At 48.3% G+C, this 19,875-nt stretch carries 16 protein-coding genes and 1 pseudogene; 2 read left to right on the top strand and 15 right to left on the bottom strand.

The annotated features are described in order from the left end of the window. Window positions 1-1,307: 1,307 nt before the first annotated feature. The 7 genes from FYJ51_RS04840 to FYJ51_RS04870 all read right to left on the bottom strand — a co-directional run bounded on the left by FYJ51_RS04840 (window position 1,308) and on the right by FYJ51_RS04870 (window position 7,169). Entirely contained in the window at window positions 1,308-1,721 is a 414-nt protein-coding gene (locus FYJ51_RS04840) for a hypothetical protein (RefSeq protein ID WP_154503891.1), read from the bottom strand. 85 nt (window positions 1,722-1,806) lie between these two features. Continuing rightward, complete coding sequence (locus tag FYJ51_RS04845) at window positions 1,807-2,172, bottom strand: hypothetical protein (RefSeq protein ID WP_105305179.1); 366 nt, start codon at window positions 2,170-2,172, stop codon at window positions 1,807-1,809. A 308-nt stretch (window positions 2,173-2,480) separates the two neighbouring features. Continuing rightward, window positions 2,481-3,371 (bottom strand): hypothetical protein, encoded by an 891-nt coding sequence (locus FYJ51_RS04850; RefSeq protein WP_154503893.1) that lies wholly within the window; start codon window positions 3,369-3,371, stop codon window positions 2,481-2,483. 505 nt (window positions 3,372-3,876) lie between these two features. Then, the gene (locus tag FYJ51_RS04855) at window positions 3,877-4,104 is read right to left on the bottom strand and encodes a type II toxin-antitoxin system HicB family antitoxin (RefSeq protein ID WP_154503895.1); all 228 of its coding nucleotides are present in this window, start codon (window positions 4,102-4,104) and stop codon (window positions 3,877-3,879) included. A gap of 188 nt (window positions 4,105-4,292) precedes the next feature. Continuing rightward, the gene (locus tag FYJ51_RS04860) at window positions 4,293-5,576 is read right to left on the bottom strand and encodes a DUF3854 domain-containing protein (protein WP_154503897.1); all 1,284 of its coding nucleotides are present in this window, start codon (window positions 5,574-5,576) and stop codon (window positions 4,293-4,295) included. A gap of 87 nt (window positions 5,577-5,663) precedes the next feature. Next, a complete protein-coding gene (locus FYJ51_RS04865; protein WP_154503899.1) occupies window positions 5,664-6,644 on the bottom strand; it encodes a hypothetical protein in 981 nt (326 codons plus the stop codon). Window positions 6,645-7,004: 360 nt separating this feature from the next. Next, complete coding sequence (locus FYJ51_RS04870; RefSeq protein WP_154503901.1) at window positions 7,005-7,169, bottom strand: hypothetical protein; 165 nt, start codon at window positions 7,167-7,169, stop codon at window positions 7,005-7,007. Window positions 7,170-8,126: 957 nt separating this feature from the next. Between FYJ51_RS04870 and FYJ51_RS04875 the strand changes: the two genes are divergently transcribed. After that, on the top strand, window positions 8,127-8,363 hold the full coding sequence (locus FYJ51_RS04875) for a LysE family translocator (protein WP_154503902.1): 237 nt from the start codon (window positions 8,127-8,129) through the stop codon (window positions 8,361-8,363). A 243-nt stretch (window positions 8,364-8,606) separates the two neighbouring features. After that, window positions 8,607-9,938 (top strand): ATP-binding protein, encoded by a 1,332-nt coding sequence (locus FYJ51_RS04880; RefSeq protein ID WP_154503904.1) that lies wholly within the window; start codon window positions 8,607-8,609, stop codon window positions 9,936-9,938. 269 nt (window positions 9,939-10,207) lie between these two features. Here FYJ51_RS04880 and recD2 read toward each other — a convergent pair whose 3' ends face one another. The 8 genes and pseudogenes from recD2 to FYJ51_RS04925 form a co-directional block, all read right to left on the bottom strand. After that, window positions 10,208-12,463 (bottom strand): SF1B family DNA helicase RecD2, encoded by a 2,256-nt coding sequence (gene recD2, locus FYJ51_RS04885; protein ID WP_154503906.1) that lies wholly within the window; start codon window positions 12,461-12,463, stop codon window positions 10,208-10,210. Further along, the gene (locus FYJ51_RS04890) at window positions 12,460-13,617 is read right to left on the bottom strand and encodes a YqaJ viral recombinase family nuclease (protein WP_154503908.1); all 1,158 of its coding nucleotides are present in this window, start codon (window positions 13,615-13,617) and stop codon (window positions 12,460-12,462) included. Before FYJ51_RS04890 ends, recD2 begins: the two co-directional genes overlap by 4 nt. Window positions 13,618-13,619: 2 nt before the next feature. After that, window positions 13,620-13,997 (bottom strand): hypothetical protein, encoded by a 378-nt coding sequence (locus tag FYJ51_RS04895; protein ID WP_154503910.1) that lies wholly within the window; start codon window positions 13,995-13,997, stop codon window positions 13,620-13,622. A 263-nt stretch (window positions 13,998-14,260) separates the two neighbouring features. Continuing rightward, window positions 14,261-15,835, bottom strand: coding sequence for an ATP-binding protein (locus FYJ51_RS04900; RefSeq protein ID WP_154503912.1), 1,575 nt, complete (start codon window positions 15,833-15,835; stop codon window positions 14,261-14,263). A gap of 75 nt (window positions 15,836-15,910) precedes the next feature. Continuing rightward, on the bottom strand, window positions 15,911-17,230 hold the full coding sequence (locus tag FYJ51_RS04905) for an ATP-binding protein (protein WP_105305091.1): 1,320 nt from the start codon (window positions 17,228-17,230) through the stop codon (window positions 15,911-15,913). A 372-nt stretch (window positions 17,231-17,602) separates the two neighbouring features. After that, window positions 17,603-18,334 (bottom strand): annotated as a pseudogene (gene istB / locus FYJ51_RS13715) (IS21-like element helper ATPase IstB). Further along, window positions 18,334-19,395, bottom strand: coding sequence for a Mu transposase domain-containing protein (locus tag FYJ51_RS04920; protein WP_154503918.1), 1,062 nt, complete (start codon window positions 19,393-19,395; stop codon window positions 18,334-18,336). Before FYJ51_RS04920 ends, istB begins: the two are co-directional and overlap by 1 nt. 47 nt (window positions 19,396-19,442) lie before the next feature. After that, complete coding sequence (locus FYJ51_RS04925) at window positions 19,443-19,868, bottom strand: hypothetical protein (RefSeq protein ID WP_154503920.1); 426 nt, start codon at window positions 19,866-19,868, stop codon at window positions 19,443-19,445. Window positions 19,869-19,875 lie beyond the last annotated feature (7 nt).

Genomic DNA, 19,875 nt, shown 5'->3' on the forward strand with positions numbered 1-19,875 from the left:
GCGTTATAGCGGCTCTGCGCGGCGGAGCGCTCCTGCCAGGCGTTCTGATAGCCTTCCGCATACCGCTTCTGATCCGAACGGGAAAGCGAACTGTTCAGCATCGTGCCGGATATCGACCGCATCCCTGCTTCCCGGCCGGTGCGCGCAATCCCGTCTTCCCTGGCCGCACGNGACACCACGCGCTCAGAAGACATGGAATCCGGCACCACCTTCAGCGGGTTCTTCGGATCCGAATGAGATGCATTCCGCAGCGATTCCCCGCGGGCACCAAGCGTGCTCATCCCTTCCTTCCGGCTCATTCCTCTGACCGACGCCCGGGCTTCCGCAGATAGCGAAGTTCCGGAAGAAGCGGAAGCTGCATTTGCCCGCAGCGTTCTGAGATCGCTTCCGGCGGCAATCCCGGTGCGGACCGCACTTCCGGTCATCCGTACCGCAGAACCTGCAAGCGCAGCCGCAGTCCCGATTCCTCCGAGAAAGCTCCTTGCGGCATCTGCGGTCGGCATCGTGCGGATGTTATACATGCTAAGAATCTTTTCCAGATTCTTCGCCAGAGTGAACAGTGCAAGCGACACGGCCAGACCGAGCACGTTCAGCGTCCCGTCATAACCGGTAAACGACGTGTTCAGGGAGGACATCGCCATGAAGATCATCGCGTAGGTCGACGCAAGCATCAGAACCTGCGTGAGGACGCCGACCAGCCATTGCTGGAAGGATTCCATCGTCCGCGGGGAAACGATGAATGCCGCCGCAATCGGAAACGTATAGAGATAAAGACAGAATGAGAGAAACCGCTCCACGTAAGTGATCGCGGCCTGGGCCTCCGCAAAGGCGATGGAGCCGACGAGCGCAAAGCGGGCAAACTTGTTGATGAAGTGCCATCCGGACCAGGACCAGTTCAGCTTCACGGTCTCCACTCCGGAAACAAGGTTCTTCATCCGCTGAAACACGTAAATGTCGGAGTAATTCAGAAGGAGCGTGAAGATCTCCTTCCGGTATCTGAGAAGCACTGCGGCCAGCGCAATTTTCAGCACTGTCTTCAGCGGATCCTCTTCAGAGCCGGTGAACGGTCCTGCAATGATGCGGATCAGCGCGCTGTAGGCAAGCATTACGAGCACGATCCAGCCGACGACGTTCAGGATGCTGATGAATCCGGAAAAGTAAGGGATCACGGAATTCAGTGACTGCGGATCTGCACCGGAACGCAGTGCGGTTTCAAAATCCGTGCTCATGATCGCTTCGAACATGAGATTGGCAAAATCAACCAGCCAGCCGCCGAGCGAATCAAAGATGATGTCCAGCATAAAAGATCACATCCCGCTTACGGTCCGGATCAGTGAAGGGATCAGATAGAACAGCGCGACTGCCGCAAGCACCCGGAAGATGCGGGAGCGCTCTTTGTCGGCGAGCATCGGATCCGGTGTCGTCATGATCACGTAGAGACTCCAGGAAACAGAGGCTGCGGCAAGCGGGACAATGACCGGGCTCAGGCGGGACTGCCAGGTGGAAGCCTGGAGCCTTCCTGCTGCTTCTCCGCTGTAGCGCTCCGCCTCAGCAAGATTCGGGTCGTTCAGGGATTCAATCGATCCGGATGCCGTCCCGGAACAGCCGGCAAGCGATGGGAGGAGGAGCATCGGCAGCATCCAGACGAGGTATTTCAGATATTCCTTCAGGGAGGGCTTCTGCATCAGGCGGATTTCCCTGAATGATAACGGTTTCTTCATGCATACTCCTTTCAGAAAGGTCAAAGAAAAGCAGGAGCACATTCAGCACCCCTGCAGACAGGAAAATGACAGATTATGCGATGGATCAGCTTCCGGCCGCGGCAGTCTTTGCTGCTTCTGCGATCGTGTTGATCAGAACCGGCGCGAAATAGAACAGGACGACGGCGACAAGGATTCCGATCAGCCACTTCTTCGCGGATCCGACTTCGTTCTGATTGGAAGCGATCAGGATTTTGAACGCACAGATGGCAACACACACGATGGCGACGGGAAGAAAGATGTTGCCGAATCCGGTCCGGAATTCCGTGACGATCTTTCCTAAGGCCGTGAAGAAGTCGCCGACGCTGTTTGTCTGTGCAGCCGCTCCGCTTTCCCCTTCCCCTTCCATCAGGATGCCGATCCCAGGAGACAGAAGATTCTGAGCTGCAAGCCATAAGTATTCTGAGGTCATAAATTTCTCCTTTCCTTCTGATCCCTCTCTTCTGGAAAAACAAAAAAGCATCCCGCCCTGCAGAGTAATGGGGGATAGTCTGCAGAACGGGAGATGCTTCAAGAGGAGGTGATACAGTTAAGGCTTTTCTATACTTTGGTACGCTAACATCTTAGATTGCAAAGCTGTTCCTGTCAATATAAAAATGAACTGCAAAACGCAGAAAATACTGATAAACATAGGATAATAAGAATACGATACAAAAAATACATATTTGTATAGCAATCATAAATGCAGGTTATGAAAATTGAGCAGGAGTCCATGAACCATCAGTCATTCATGATTTCTCTGGCGGAATATCCCCATAAAAGGCTGGAAAGAACTCGTATGCCTTCCTCATACCTGGCGTGAATATACTTTCTGGACTTGCCGATGATCCGCGCACATTCTGCTTCTGAATTCCCCTGGGAGCGAAGAATCAGAACATTCTGAATGGCTTCTCCTTCAAAAGGATAGGTTCCGACCGCACTGAGGCATGCATGGATTGCATGATCGACAAGTTCAAAATCAATCTGGTTCCCTTTTACTCTTCCTGCATTTCTTCGGACCAGCGGAGCAATCTGCACGAGATATTCCGTGTTATGAAAGGCAGTCTTCATATCCCGATCCAGCACTGCAGAGGCATTCTCCATTTTCTGATCGAGCTTTCGGAAGTCTTCTCCATATTCCTGAATGATTTCTCTGACGGAAGCTTCATAGTAAATATCGATGCAGTATTTGGATACATCTTCTTTCATGGATCCATGAACAGCATTCAGTGTCTTCAGCGCTTTCAGATTCAGAGAGCATCTGCTTTCTCCGTTCAGGATTTCTTCAGTCAGATGAAGCATACAGGCCGAATCCGTCAGTGTTTCCTTCTGAAGGTTCAGTCTGGAATACCGTATGATTCCGCAGTAGCTTTCCTGCTCTTCCTCCAGGAATTTCTGCAGTGAGAAAAGATCAAGATCCAGGCTTTTCCGCATGTGTTCGGCCCAGGACTGAACCGGATAGGCACACAGGGAAATGATCAGAGGATAACTGTCCGGATCCTCGCTCAGAATCTGATTCAGAATGTCACGGCAGTGATGTTCATGCCTGCTGGCTGTCGGAATGCGTGAGATGATCGGCTCTGCTTCTGCTTCCTCAAGGAGAAGTTCTGCAAGCGTTCGGTATGCACTCATAGATGCTGCACCCTTCCCGATTCAATGCGTACGATTCCATTCAGAACAGAGTCGGTTTCAGCAATTCTAAGTTCCATCCGAAAATCCGAACACACTTCTGATATTTCATTCCAGAGGTCAAGATCTTCAGTGGAAGCAGAAAATGCATGATCCTGCAGATATTCCTGATTCCATTCAAAGGCAATCTTCCGGTTGGCACAGTAATAAGTCACGAACAGGGGCTCTTTCGGAGGCTTGCTGTTAGAAAGATTATTCAGTGCATCAAGAAGTGCATAGACAAGGATGTAATGTATGGTCAGCGGTCTTCCACTTTCAAGAGAGATCTCAACCGCGGGAAGCTGAAATATATGATTCCTCTCATTCTGAAAGGTGAGTGTGAAGCATCCTCGGCTATGCAGTCTGTTTGATATCGAATACCCTGAAAATACATCTATCCATTTCATCTATTAAAGTATTATTGCATAAATAATAAAAATGATACAGATTCTAAATAAATACTCTGGAGTTATTCTTTTACTGAGGCCGGGTCTGGAATCGCTGTACCATCCTCCAGTGCCGCTTCCAGCCATGCTTTCTTTGCATCCGCAGCGTTTTCTGCGGCAGACTCCAGTGTTTCGCCGGTTGTGATGCATCCCGGAAGTTCTGGATAGCGTGCGACATAACCTCCTTCATCTGGATCTGTAATTATTTCCAATCTGTACGGAAGTCTAAGGTAATACTCAATCGTTTCCATTTTTTAGCGCCTCCTTCCTTAATCAAAATTCTTATGCTTTGCGGATTTCAATATATTACAGAAATTGTAGCGAAGGCTGTCTTCTCCTATTAGAAAGGACGGCTGTCTCGATCTCAGCATTTTATGACGCTGAACATCAGACATGAGCCGCCTTTGAATTAATAGCTGTCTCTAATTTTTCAAATGCATTATTCAGCTTCAGGCAATCCTGGCTTTAACCTTTTGACTAACCCTGTCAGATTGCTGGCTTCTGTGATCCGTCCTCTATTTCTGCATTCCAGAAGCCAGTCATCAATGCCTTTATAATTCCTGTCCCAACTCCATGCAGCAAACTCAAGACCTGAAAGAGTCACCTTCTCCTCGATACCTTTCAAAGCTGAGGCAACATGGGCATTTTCATAAAGATCCATATCTACAAACACGGATATTCTCTTTGTCCCATGATCCTTCAGGTAGCCAAGCACAGATGGAAGCTGTTCCTGATTCCCGACACCGATAAGCGCAATGAATGGTTTTCCGGAAATTGCCGATGCTGCATCTGCCTTCAGGGCGCCTTCCGTCAGTCCGACTGTCTCCGGAGTCTGCTCCTTCTCAAATGAGAATCCGGCAAAGTGAATCTGAGAGGCTCCTCTTACCGAGCATCCCTGCTTCCACCCGGCGGAAGAAAACCATGCATACCGATGGTAGCGATCCTTCTCTTCTTCTGGAGCGTTCTCAGGAAGCGGATCAAATCGGATCTGCATGCCGGTGATTCTTCCTAAGCAGTCCTTCACGGGAATGAAATATCCGGAATCCATCCTGACTGCAGCAATTCTTCCGCTGTCAGACAGATAAAACCCAGGGATGACGGACCCTTTCTCACGGAAGATCTCTTTCCATTTCTCCAGGTTTTCTTCCTGATCTTCAATCCGGAACACTCCGCTCTTCAGCAGAGCATTTTCGGCGTAAGTGCAGAAGCCGACCCGCGGTACGCTGCGAAACCATGAATCTGCAATCTCTGCTTCTGTAAATCCTCTGCGTAGAAGATCTTTCCGATGGGGATCTCTCAGCTTCAGCTCACTCAAGAAGGACCGGTAAACGCGATCCAGCACGTCAGCTGACGCAGGATGGCCTTCCGTGCATGGAGCGGAACGCTCCTGGTGCTGCACCTGGAATGCATGCTTCTGATCCTCGCTCAGGCCTTCGAACTCTGCTAAGAGATCGCGGTAACCAGCCGACCGAGCTTCCTTCGTGTCATACGGTAGACCCTTCAGCATGCAGTGCAGCTGAATCAGCCCGCCCTGTGCGTGATTTTCCTCATGACAGACGTTGCAGCGGAAGGTATTCTTCGTGAAGTCGAGATGGAGCTTCCGCTTTCTGCCGCAGAACGGGCAGTCATAGTCTGCCGAGGTTCCGGTCTTCTGATAGCGCCGGATGTCCGGCCGGTCGAGCTCCATCACCGCATCAATCCCAAACGGGAATCGTGTTTCCATTCTTCTCCTCCTGAAGAGCAGAGGAGAGTCATGCTCTGACTCCCCCTGCGCTGTCAAATTTCATTGGTGCGGAAATGAGCTCTCGATTCAGCTCTGGGTTCCGATGAACTGCAGCTCCTTCCGCTCAAGAGCGCCCATCATGATTCTTGCCGCCTCGGCTTCCTCCGAGTGGCCGGCATTGTTCACAAAGCACTGCAGGAACACCGTTCCAAGGCCTTCTTCATAGCCGAGAATCTCTCCCATGGTCTTCCCTGCGAGTTTCCCATAAGTGATTTTCCAGCTCATCGCCTGGCGGAGATTCATGCCGGAAGGCTGAGCGCTGTTTCTGACGGGAAGTCCCACCTGGTCAGCCGCATTGGTTACCGGAGCCACTGTCTGGCGCCTCGATGCACTCTGGGCTGCAGCGGGTGTACTCCGCGATGGAGCAGCCGATGCATGTCTCTCTGCTGGCGGAACAGAAAGCTGTGCTGATGGTGCCTGCAGCTGACTCTCTGCTGCAGGAGCTTTTGCACGTGGAGAAGCTGCCTGAGACAGCCTTGCCGTCTGCCGCGGTGCAGCCTGGATCGGCTCGCGGAAGTCATCCGCTTCTGCTTCGGAATACACCCCGCTGTAGCCAAGCCTCGACTTCTTCAGCACCACGCGGTCAAAGCATCTCTTGTACGCCATGCTCAGAGGGTAGGCGTTCCTGCAGTTTGCAGCGGAAACTTCTCCGACTTCGCAGATCTCGTCATCCATGTAATCGTAGACGATCATCTCACCGAAAGTCTTCGACTCCACGATGGATCTCTGGAAACCGGAGCACTTCACGCGGCTCTCTTTCGGAAGATGGTCATTGATCTTCAGGCATCCGCTGTGGGAGATGATCAGACCGCTGAAGACCACGGCTCCGCTTTTCGATCGGTTCTGCAGGATCCAGAAATCCGTGTCCTCCAGACCGAATTTTCCGGATTCAATCATCTCGACTGCCTTTGCGCGGCTCGTCTGATACTTCGCGGTAACGATCGGGCGGATCCCATCATTCCGCACCTCACCTTCAAAAACATGCTGTCTGTGTTCGATTGATGTCATGATTTGTCCTCCTCTCAGCCATTCAGGCATCAAAAAAGACATACCCATCTGCCCGCTGCTTATGCGTAAGCATTCCGCAGAAGTTCAGCCGATTCACGGCGTTCTGATCACACACGCAGAGAAATGGTTGCGTGCGGAACTTCAATGGAATGACCTGCAATGCAGGGCTTCAAAGTATGTCTTTATCGAGTTAATGATAGCATGGCCAAGGAAAAATAAGCGAGATTTCAGGCATTAGATTTTATACGCACAAGAGTGCTTACTTTCGAGGATTTCCATTGATCTCCTAGAGAGCTTTAGGAGAAGATGAATAAATTGGCTTATATCATTTACACTCCCACAAGCTTCAATTAGGGAGTGTCAAACTATCCATCTTTCTGCCTGAGATACAGAAGCATACTTCTCAAATGCCTCCTTTAAATCAGCAAGCAGCTTCTCCAGATCGATTCCGTTTTCAAAGCAGTAAATCACGACAAGAATCTCATGGGCTTCTTCAGTGACCATTGCTCGTGTGGAATCAGACATCGAAGAACCGAAAATACCTCCCTATTAAGTCAAGACCATTTTGGCTTGAAATAAAGCTTTTTTGAATGTACCTTAAAGTACTTGCCTTAGTTATGGATCGATCATTTCCTGCATTGAATGCGAAATCATAGAAGAGCGGGTTCGTTGAAAACAAGAACGTCTTATTTCTTCAATAAACAGCACTTGTTCTCCCATCGCTTCTATGGCGGCGAATCTCCCGTGTCTACCAGGATCACTGCATACTGCGCAGGTCCCAACTTCCTTCGTTCCGCTTGTCCATAACCTTAGTTACTCAAAGTTTAAAAATTATGGACTACAGCAAAAAAATGCGGAAATCCGCAAAATTTTAATGAGCAGTTATTAGTATATAACCGAGAAAACAGCATAAAAACTGATGTGAACCTCCCCACCTTGTTCATGATCCGCAGGCTGTTTATGGAATCACCCGATCTTATGACCAAAGTCTCTGAGATCGGGAGTGGAACCCAAAGGACGTTAGCTGACCTGTGGAAGATCAACAGGGCTATGTGCTCTCCTCTTCCCGCAGCAGTCTGACGATCCTGACATAAGTCTGAGAAACGTTAGTGCAGATGGGGACATAAGTTTCGGCTTGTGTGCTGTGCTGTCACCGAATCGTTTAGCAGACGGAAGTCTGAGGGCACACAAGCCCTTGGAAGCCCCGTTTATAGTCCGTTAGGACTTATGCGGGGAGGTTCACTCACCCCTGAATAGTCATCTCCTATGATTCTGGAGAGACCGCTGTGTTCTCTGGTCGCATCATAGTAATAGATGGTCATCTGCTTCTCCTCGTACTGGTTACTCTTTGGTATCCGCTTTTTCAGCATCAAGAATCCGGAAAAACAGCAAGTCTAATCCGCTTATCTCAGCAAGCTTCTTTACCAGTCTCATATTGTGCTGATTTCTGAGAATGGCAGTGAATGAAGCGTTCGGGAATTGATGATTTACTGTGTTACGGCATTGACGACTTATGTGCTTCCTTATGCAGAGAGCTATTGGAAGCTTCTGGCTATTGCAATGATTCTGCCGTTTACCGGGCCGATTGCCAATCTTGTCTGGCTGTTTTCCGGGTCTGCGCTGGAACGTCTTTTCCAGAAAAATCAGAAGGCTGTGAATACTGTAATGGCGCTGATGCTGGCGGTATGTGCGGTCAGTATTGTCGTATCATGGCAATGAAAAGGGCACTTACCGTGCAAAAACTATACTTTCTGCAGTTCTGAAATGTGTAAAATCATTACTTTTGGCTGAATTTAACTATGCAAAATTTATATTTTTCATAATTTATGAGGCTGTAATAGCTGTATTTTTTATAATTTTTTAAGTGGTAAAAACGGTAATTTTATCCTTTTTTATATTGGAAAAGCTATACTTTTCTATTATTCTGTAGGTAGATGAAAAGATTTCTGAAGGAGTGGGCAGATGAAGTTTAAAAGGAAAGTATATGATCAGCTGCTGGAATGGAAAAATACATGGCATGGACAATATGCTGTGCTTCTGGAAGGTGCGCGTCGTGTGGGGAAAACTACAATTGCAGAAGAGTTTGCGAAGAAGGAGTATCAGTCGTATACTCTTGTGGATTTTTCAACTGCCAGCAGCGAATTAATGGATGTTTTTTCTGACCTAAATGACCTGGATATGTTTTTTATACGTCTTCAGGCCGTTACACATGTCACTCTTATCGAAAGAAACTCTGTTATTATCTTTGACGAAGTCCAGCTCTATCCCAAAGCACGTCAGGCGATCAAGCATCTTGTTAAAGATGGAAGATATGATTACATCGAAACTGGCTCTTTGATTTCAATCCGAAAGAATGTGAAAGATATCCTTCTTCCTTCAGAAGAGATGAAGATCAATGTTTATCCGATGGACTATGAAGAATTTATGTGGGCCGAAGGAAGAACTGCAGATGTTCTGAAACAAATGGCAGGAATGAAAAAGCCAATTGGTGATAGTACCAATCGAAAACTGATGCGGGATTTCCATGTATATATGGCTGTAGGCGGAATGCCGCAGGCTGTCGAAGCATATTTAAATGCCAAAAATATGGAAGTTGTTGACAGGGTAAAGAGAGAAATTATTCGTCTGTACGAAGATGACATCAAGAAAATTGACCCGTCAGGCAGGATGTCTGCGATGTATAGAAGTATTCCTTCTCAGCTGGCTTTAAAGAAAAAGCGTTTTGTAATTACATCTGCTACAGGAAAACAGAAGACAAATAGAGATTCGGAAAGAATATTTGACCTGATTGATTCTAAAACAGTTCTTCCGTGCTGGCATGCGGATAACCCTGGTGAATCTCTCACTTTATCAAAGGATCAGGATTTTTTTAAACTTTATCTTTCAGACACTGGTTTGTTTACAACGCTTCTTTTTGATGGAGGCCATGGCGTAAGCAGTGATATTTATATTAAATTGCTGAGTGACAAAATAGATACTGATCTAGGCTATCTGTATGAAAATGTTATGGCTCAGATGCTTACGGCACGCGGCTACGATCTTTATTACTATACATGGAAAAAAGAGAAAGGACGTGGATATTACGAAATCGATTTTCTTCTTTCCGCGGGGATTAAAATAATCCCGTTTGAAGTAAAATCTGCCAGTATAAAAAATCATTCTTCAATTGATGCTTTTTGTAAGAAATATTCACATTTTATTGCAGATCGATATCTGATATCACAGAAAGATATCGGCAATGCGGAAATGCTGAAACTGAGACCGTTTTTTCTTGTGCCATTTCTGACGCTCTGAGAAGCCGGATCGCTACCTTATCTTTAATTTCAGGCTCTTCTCTCGCTGTAACATTCGCACTCTTAATAGCCATAATATTACCGCCTTTCTGCCAAAATAGTATCGCATTGTATGACGCTAAGCGATACAAAAGCGTGCTTTCCGAGTAAAAAGGAAGCTGTGCAATAGCTGAATAATCTATCAATACGAAAAAAGGCAGAAACAGGATATCCAACGTCCCATTTCCGCCTTTCATGATTCTGAAGATTGCTGTAAGTCATGCCAGCGTTCTATGACCTGCAGGTAATCTTCTGATACTGGAATTTTAGCCGTTCACTGAGCAGAGTGGTTCTTCTGCCCTTTTCAGAATTCTGTATGCATACATCAATCGCATCTCTTTCTCCGATCAGCGTCACTTTCTGCGATGCTCGCGTCACACCGGTGTACAGCAGGTTCCGATGCAGCATGTAACGCTGGCTGTTCAGCACCGGAATGATCACGCTCGGCGCTTCTGCACCCTGCGACTTGTGGATCGTCAGCGCATATGCAAGCTCCACGCTTATCATGTCTTCACGCATGTATTCCGTCTCAGCGCCATTCTCCCAGCGGATCGTGAACACCGTTTCGTTTTCTCCGTCCGCATTCTTCTCAAAGCGGATGTCTGTCAGCACGCCGATGTCTCCGTTGCTTGCCTGAGCAGTGTTTTTCATCTGCACCACGCGGTCGCGGATCCGGAACTCCGTTCCGCTGATCGTCACCACCGGTTCACCGCTCACCCTCGGGTTCACGATGTCCTGCAGCTTCGGATTCAGGAGATCCACAGACACGGTGCACTTCGACCTTCTCGGGCAGAGCACAACCGCATTTCCAGGTCCCCAGCGCTCAAGCTCTTTCCGGTATACTTCCTGGATCGCATGCACCGCTGCTTCCTCATCAGAGGCTGGGATGAACTCGAACCGGTCATTCACATAGAGCTCCGTGTTTCCTTCATTGATTCGCGCGGCATTGTCGCGGATGATCTCCGCATCCCTGCCCTGGCGGAACACTTCCGTGAGCTTCACGGTGGGAATCACGCCTGAGGCAATGCACTCAGACAGAACATCCCCTGCGGCCACCGAAGGCAGCTGATCCGCATCGCCGACCAGCACAAGATGGCTTTCGCGGACGTTCCGGATGCATGCCATCATCTTTGCCATCACGAACTGATCGACCATGGACATCTCATCCACGATGATCAGGCCTTCGGGAAGCGTGACGCATTCTCCGGGTTTCTGGTCGCTGGCATAGAGATGAATTGCGGAATGGATTGTGCTTGCTGGAATTCCGGTCTGCTCGCTCATGCGCCTTGCCGCTTTGCCAGTCGGCGCAAGCAGTGTGACCTGCCCGTGCGTTACATTCTGATAGACCTGGATGATCGCAGAAAGAACCGTGGTCTTTCCTGTCCCCGGTCCGCCGGTCAGAATCGAGATCCTGTGCGTCAGGCTGTTCATCACTCCTTTCTTCTGCCCTTTGGCAAGCTGACGTGCACCTGGTGCGCTCAGAATCTGATCCAGTGCATGTGCATAGATCTCTTCTGAAGCTTCAGGCGGTACTGCAAGCAGGTCGAGCAGCTTCTCTGCCGTCAGATGCTCTGCCGCATCATTCTCTTCTCGGAAAACTGCACATCCGCCACGCAATACAATTTCACGCGCTTCTTCTGCAGACGCCAATCCTTTCTCTGCCTCTGCTTTATTAACGCAGTCGCTGCCGAAGGGTTCATTGAGCATGGTCAGCACGCGTTCCTTCAGATCCCGGATATCCATCCAGAGGTTTCCTTCGGCGGTATCCTGTTCAAGAACCGCAAGGATCCCTGCACGGATACGTTCTGGAGAATTCAGAGGAAACTTCAGCGCGCGGGCAATCAGATCTGCCGCTGCAAAGCTGATTCCGCTGATTTCTGTAAGGGCATAAGGATTCTCCTGGATCCGCTCCTTTGCCGAAGGTCCCCAGCATTCATAGATCCGTGCAATGCGATCGCTCCGAATATTGAAGGATCCAAGAAATGCAGCAAGCTCTCCATAGGATTCTGCTTCACGGAACCCTGCAAGCAAAGCTGCGAGCCTTGTGCGGGTGATGCCTCTTACCTCAAGCAGCTGCTCTGGAGAATTGCGGATCACCTCCAGCGTATACGGACCGAATCGATCCACGATTGCCCGTGCAGATGCCTTCCCGATTCCGTGGAACCGGGAGGACGCAAGATAATTTGCAATCCCGGATCGTGTATCCGGAGGCACCTCCTGACAGGACGCCGCTTCAAACTGCATTCCGTATTTCGGACTCATGACCCAGGAACCGTAATAGCGGTACTTCAGTTCCTTTACAGTCGGAAGATTGTATCCGGTCACGGTAAACAGAAAGCCATGTGCAAACTTTCCCTGGTTCTGAACTGCCGGAGGAAGTTCTTTCCCGTTCGGACAGGTTACCAGGTTCACGAAGAAGTCACTGCCTTCCTGATTCCTACGGCGGTAGAACCTTCCTTCCACCGATGCGGATTCGTTTGCTGTCATGACTTCTTCCTCTTTACGGCCTTGAGCTTTACTGAAAAGCGCCTGGAGTCTGAAGCGGTCCTGACCTCCTGGAAGATCTCCGGGTGCAGCGTCTTCAGCCTGCTCAGATCCGCCCCTTCTCTTGTAACAAGCGGATTGGAGACCACATATTCCTTCTGCGGTTCTGTCTTTGAAGGAAGATAGCCTTCCACTGCTTCCCCAAGCTCTTCTTCCAGATGCAGTCTTAACGCGTTCTGTCGCTCCTCGATCTCTTTCTTCTGCTTTTCGAGATCTGACTTCTGATCGGAAAGGCGGATGAATTCCTCGAGAGATTTCAGATCTGCCTCATCGAGCAGCTTACGTTCTGCAGTTTTATCTGCTTCCGGAAGCCCGAGGCCGTCCCTCAGCTGCTGATATTCATCCTTCTCAAAGGTCGATTCTTTCGGGACAGCCCCGGTCAGAACATAGTTTTTCCAGACGTTTTCTTCTGCACTGATCAGCTCTTTCTCTGCCTGCATGTCACGATCGACGCGGATGATCACCACATTGTCAGCATTGTTGTCGAACATGATGACGAGATACCAGCGGAACAGATTCGTGACTGCCATGTAGTGGCGGATCTGCCAGATATATTCCTGCCGGTAGACTGTGGCATCTGCGCCGTACACGCCGGAATGCCAGCGGCTCAGAAACATGGGATTTGCTGTCTTGAGCTCGATGCCGCACTGATAGCCTTCCGCATCGATGCAGAAGGCATCCACGTCCCCGCCCATCCAGGGATGCTGCGGGTGAGCAAACATCCGGTTATCCCGGAAGACCTCAAACCCGGTCACCCTGCCGAAGTGGCGTGCGGATACGGTTTCTGCCGCATGCCCCCAGTCGAAGATGAACTGGAGCTTCCGATCTGCCGGCGGTGCGTTCCACTTTCCTTGCTTTTCAAGAACCAGACGGGTGAGAGAACGCGAGCTGACTCCCATCACGGTTCCTGCATCGGAACCGCCGATCATCTCTCTGCGCTTCTCACGCCATTCATCAATGGACAGTGTGCTGATGTCCTCCAGAAGAACGGAAGGACTGTAAGACAGATCCATGCCGAGGGCTGTGGCAGACGACAGGCATTCCTCAATCACCTCGGAAACCGAGCGGTCGGATGCCTGGATGATGTTCTCAGCCATGTTCAGAAGCCTCCGTTCTCACCGTCGACGGACACATACTCCACGAGATGCCGGGTGAAGATTGTCACGGTACCGAAGTCATCCGAGATCACATAGGTGAAGGAATACTTCGTGTAGCCCTCGCCATCCTCTGCCGTTTCCGCGGAGAGCTTTCCTTCCACTGCCACGGCGTCGGGATCATGCACGCTGCCCCAAGCCTGCGCCATTTTCATGGCTGCTTCCTCATCACGGCTCAGCGGGGCATCCGCCTGCATGAACGTACAGTCCGATGTGTCTGGAGGCGTCATGCGGTCCAGAAAGCGGCCGTACTCATCCTTCAGAAATGCGCCGATCCCCCTGAGATCTGCGGCGAAACTCGTGGTTCCCTTTGCGTTAGTCATATTGCTGTCTCCTCTCTGCCATCCAAGGCACAAAAAAAGACACGCTTTCTGCGAGTCCCATGCTGCATGAACGGAACATCCTGAAGTTCAGCTCCATCTGGAGCGATCAGATCACGCGATCACGGATTGCTGTGTGATGCGGAACTTCGATCAGATGCCCTGCTCTGCAGGACTGCAAAAGTGTGTCTTTATCGACTTCATGATAGCACGACGCTGGACGGGTTTGAGGAATTTTCAGACAACGTGCTTGAGGAGCAGTAGTGTCAGCTGGAAATTTTCTTCTTTCCGGTTTTGACATATCTTGTATATCTTGCTGTACCAGTTGAGCGAATCAAATCCTTTCTCCTCAGCTCTCGTAATAATTCCCTTGTTCGTGATCCTTTTAAATCAATGATATCCGCAATCTCATCTGCACTATATTCTCTACCTATCTCCATTTTCTGAAGTATTTCTTTCCCTTTCTCTGAAAGGCTTAGAGCAGCATCAGAAAATTCTGACGGGTTTCCCACCGGATCTGACGGTGTTTTTGCAAGATCTGACGGCGTTTCTGCCGGATCTGACGGTGTTTTTGCAAGATCTGACGGCGTTTTTGCCGGATCTGACGGTGATTCTGCAAGATCTGACGGTGTTTTTGCCGGATCTGACGGTGTTTCTGCCGGATCTGACGGTGATTTGCTCCCATAGTTTAAGTTTGGGAGCGTGACAAGAAACATGGAGTTTTCAGAATAGAATTCCGGTTCTTTCCGCATATTGAAATTAGGAGCTTTCTCATATCCGTCCAGTATCTTGCTGAATCCGCTGCCGGATCTTTCCATATAACCAAGACGGTTAAAGACATCAGCCAATATAGGGTTTCTTCTCCTGGACGGGACTCTGCGAAGATTTCTGTCCTGGATGCGCGATCCGTCAAACATGCCTCCAGGAGAATAAATCTCCAACCTGTCATCAAAAATATCTACGTGCACTTCACTTCCAAAATCCAGATAGTCGCGATGTACTAAAGCATTTACCAGTACTTCGAAATAGCTGCGGTGTACATAATCCGGAAACTCCAGTCTGGAATCCTCAGTTTTCTTCCAGATTGTTTTTGAATTCAGTTTAATGAAGTTTTCAGCATTGTTTAAAAGAGAGATAAGACTCCCGGAATATTCTTGATGATCCAGGGCATCTACTACTCCCCCGCTTTTCGTAAGCCCGTTCCATCTCGTGCAAAAAACTCTAGAATATCTGATTGGAGATTCGTCAGCCAATAGAGCTCCTGCCATGGTTAATTTTCCACTTTCGGTTTTTAAGTTCCATGACTCAAGAGCGCTTTCCGGCATACTTTGGCCGGTCCAGACCTTATAGCGCTCCCGGAGCTTCGAAAAAGAATAATCATTCGAACTATATTGTGTAATACGGGAATCATAAGATGAATTAATCCCTCGCAGAACAAGCCTTTTCAGATCAGTTGGCGAGGCTTTTACACTTTCGTTTCCAACTCGAATGTATGCCTCTAAAACCCCATCACCGGAATAGTAATAAGGTGTTTCTTCACCTTTAAAAACGCTAAGGACGATTATTACCTTCCCATCGTCTGTTTTTTCAAAGGATAAATTGAATTCAGGTATTGGATTGATCCTGGTTTTAATGATTTCGCTGATGGCTTCTGCATCCTTTTCTGGATGGTCCAGGCCTGAAATTGTTCCATCATCAGCGATACCAAAATACAGCCGCCCACCCAGCGTGTTAGCAAAAGCACTGACACTTTTGCACCAGCTTTTTGGCTTTTTCACTTCAACTTCCAGTTTTTTATCGTATTCAGTAGTTTCGCCGACTAATTCATCGATTCTTGTCATATTTGTTCCTGCCATCATTATTCATATTATTGATATTTCACGCCGGATGGTCCATCGTATCTGACGCAAGACACATCATTCCGACAGAAGCCAGTCAATCAGCTGGACTGAATGAATTCCCTCGTAGGTTGTTTCCAGTCCCGGATTAAGGGTGAGCACGATTTTTTCATAATTGTCGCGGATTTTCTTAAGCGGTTCAAGCTCTCTGTTCCTGACGTCCTCGCTTGTCATGGATTCTGTTACCTGGATATAGATCCTCTCGGATGCATTCTTCGCGATGAAGTCGATTTCACTGCTCCCGATCTTTCCGACAGCAACATCATATCCACGCCGCAGCAGTTCAAAATACACAACATTCTCGAGCACGTGACCGATGTCGCGATCCCGGAACCCGAGGAGATAATTTCTCAAGCCAATATCAACGATATAGTATTTCTCCTGGGTTCTGAGCAAGTCTTTCCCTCTGATGTCAAACCGCTTTATATTGTAAAAGAGATACGCTTTTTTCAAAGCACTGACATAGGCTTGAACTGTATGAGCACTTGGAATGCCTTTGCGTTTTCCGCTGTCGAGTAGCCCTTCGTTGACAAGGACGTTCCCCATCGAGGATACCGAGATCGGGCTGCCGATGTTGTCAGCAAGGAACAAAGCAACTTTGTTCAAAAGTTCAGGATCAGTGACTTGCCTTTCATCCTTCCGCTTTTCTCTTTCCAGTATGTCCCGCATGATAACAGTGGAATAAATGCCTTCGAGAAGAATAAGGGCTTTTTCCTGATTCAGTCCGATATCTAGAATTCCAGGCATTCCCCCGAACGTCAGGTAGGCCTTGAATATGTCCATTAACTCGTAGCGATTGCCGTTTGAATCATAAACCGCTTTTCTTAGCTCTCCGAATGCATTCGTCGTTTCCTTGACTTGAAAATCATAAAACTCGATGAATTCTGCAAATGATAGAGGGAACATTTTGATTTCAACCATCCTGCCGGAAAGGTAGGTAGCATACTCAGAGGAGAGCATATAAGCATTGGATCCTGTTACATAGATATCACAGTCAAAATCCACGCGGAAGGAATTTACAGCATTTTCCCACCCATCTACATGCTGGACTTCATCAAAGAAGTAATACATTCTCCTGTCGGGAAGAGAGTGTTTTTTTACATATTCATAAAATCCGGCACTCGTCATATCAGAAAAATCATGGGACTCAAAATTCATCTCCAGAATCTGATCTTCATGAATGCCGCTTTCTCTAAGATGCGCTGCCATGAGTTTTAGCAAATTGGACTTCCCGCAGCGTCTTATCCCGGTTATGACCTTTACCGGTTCTGTGTCCTGAAATGCAATCAGCTTATTAAGATACAGATCCCGTTTCTTGAGAGGGTGATTTCGGATCATATTCTGTACCTCCATGTGCTAAGAATAGCATTTTTCTTAAATCTATTCAATTTTTGGCTATAGAGAGCATAAATAATATATTATTTTAAATTTTATGCTATCAAAAGCATATACTGCTCAATAATCCATCCGGCAAGCACAAGATGGCAGCGCTAATATATATCCTCTATTGCTGATTATTCCGGAGTTCTGAGAGCCATCATTCCGGACCTTTGAGGCCAGCGCTCCGGTGTGTCAAGGCCACTCTGATTCTGGCTCATCGTTCCGATGGCCTAGGCCACCATTCCGGAATACCGAGGCCGCTTTCCATGCATGCAAAAACCCGGCCTGATCAATCTCAAGTCGGGTTTCGTGGTTTATCTGGAGTGGCTGTCAGTCGTTCCTTGTCCGCATTGACTTGTCTCCGAGGATCATGATTCGTTCAGCGCTTGCAGTAATCCGGTCCATGATTGCTTCTGCAACCGCACCTGCTCCAAGGCGCTCTCTCCAGCCATCCTCTGTGTACTGGGATCCTACGATTGTCGCACTATGCCGATACCTTCCTTCCAGTACCTCAAGGATCTGCTCGCACTGTTCCTCTTTGACCGGATAGAGCAGCCAGTCATCAATGATCAGAAGGTCTCTTGAGTGATACCTCTTCAGCAGTCTGTCATATTCTCCTTCGAGCCTAGCACGTTCAATCTCATTGAAGAGTTCCGGCATACGGATATACAGGACTTTATAGTTTTCCTGGCAGGCTCTGTTACCTAATGCCGATATGATATATGTCTTTCCAGCTCACGTGGCACCGGTCACCAGGACATTTCTCGGCTTATGAATGTATTGATTCGTTGCCAGAGAAGTGATCTGAGTACGATTGAGATGACGATCGGGATAATACTTGATTCCTTCAATCACCGCATTGGAGTCAGGAAAATGTGCTTCTTTGATTCTTCGGTTCAGCCTTCTGTTATCTCTGGAATCCAGTTCCGCATCGACGAGAAAGGACAGCCTTTCATCAAATGTCATATCCATGATCCCGGGAACGGAATCCTGTGTTTCATAGGAAGCCGCCATGGACTTCAGGTGAAGCTTCCGGAGTTTATCAAGAGTTGCCTGATCCATCAGTGATTTCCTCCGTAGTATTCGTTTCCGCGGATAATTGCGTGAGCTTCAGAGGATAGGGCTTCTGCAGAGGGCTCTTCTTGATAGTGCTCGATGATTAACTTAATATCCTTGTAGCGGGGAACAGTGATAACGGATAAGGCCTTGGCACAGGTCTTCTCTAACCGCTCAGGGGTATATTTGTCTGCGAACTTCAGAATGGACATGCAGGCGTTATATCCCTGTTCTTCTGCTTTGTAGGATTTCAGAAGCTTATCAATCACTTCAAATGCAGAAGGACCGATCGACTCAGCCCATCGGCGGAAACGATCACCATTCCATTCCAGGGCCTGTTTATGATTTGCCGGCATGTGGTCTGGATTCGTAGAATACTGGCCGGGATGACCATATAAACGTGTATGCGAAGCGATTCTGGCATCTCCCAGATAAATATCAATCTTGTATTTTGAGATGCGCACACGGACTTTCTGGTGAATATAACGGTATGGAACGCTGTAATACATACGGTCGATTGCGATGTGGTAGTTCAGCTGAACCGTCGCATATTTCCAGATCCCATACTCATAAGGCTCACGAGGAAGGCTGTGAAGAAGCGGCTTCTCAATTGTCATATATTCTTCAAGCCGTGATCCTTCACGCTTCTCAAACTTTGCGGCATTGAATCGATTCAGATATTCCCGGCACAGCCTGCCTGCTTCAGTAAAGCTTCCTGGTTTCTGCTGATATAAGCGTGCAATGATTTTTGAAGTAAGCTTGCCGACCGTTCCTTCAACAGATGCTTTGGCTTTTGGTGTCCTTACAGGAGCAGCGAGGATTGCAGTGTCATAGTAATCAGCCATTTCACGGTAGCTGGGATTCTCAATCCAGTCGCCCATTTCCGGATGAGAAAGAATCCCTGTCTTGAGATTGTCGCAGAAAAGAATAGGGGTAACTCCGCGGAAGAACTCATACATATTCAAATGAGCACCGATCCAGTTCTCCAGCTTCATATCCGGCAGTATTTCGGCATAGGCGTACTGACTGTACGGAAGAACCGCAACGAACATATATCCATAGGTCACTTCCCCGGTATCAGGATCTATGATCGGAACTTTTGTCCCGGCCCAGTCTACTCAATGCGTTCTCCTGCCTTGTGCTGCTTATACATAGTGGCATTGTTTACTGCAGCCTCTCTTGCGAACAGTTCGCAGAACTGAGAGTACTGATAGGGAATGCCTCCTGAAGCCTGCACTTCCGTGACATAGTCTTCCCAGAGGGTTTTCTTGGTCATGCCCGGAATACGATCATAATCTTTGAGCATTTCCTTGAAATCCGGCTTAACTTGAATAGATTCGATTTTTGCCCTTGGGAAAAGCATTCTGCGGATCTCATCTTCACTCTTGTCCTTCACCTCCTCCCACTTCAAATCGAGTGATGACGCTGCTTCTCGGACAGAAGTTACAGATTCTCTCCCAACATGAAGCTGAGTGGCAATCTGTCTTCCCGAGAGTCCTGTGGTTGATAGAAGCCGCAGGATATCCTTGTACTTTGACATGAAAATA

The sequence above is a fragment of the Stecheria intestinalis genome, from assembly GCF_009696165.1.
Taxonomy (GTDB): Bacteria; Bacillota_I; Bacilli_A; order Erysipelotrichales; family Erysipelotrichaceae; genus Bulleidia; species Bulleidia intestinalis.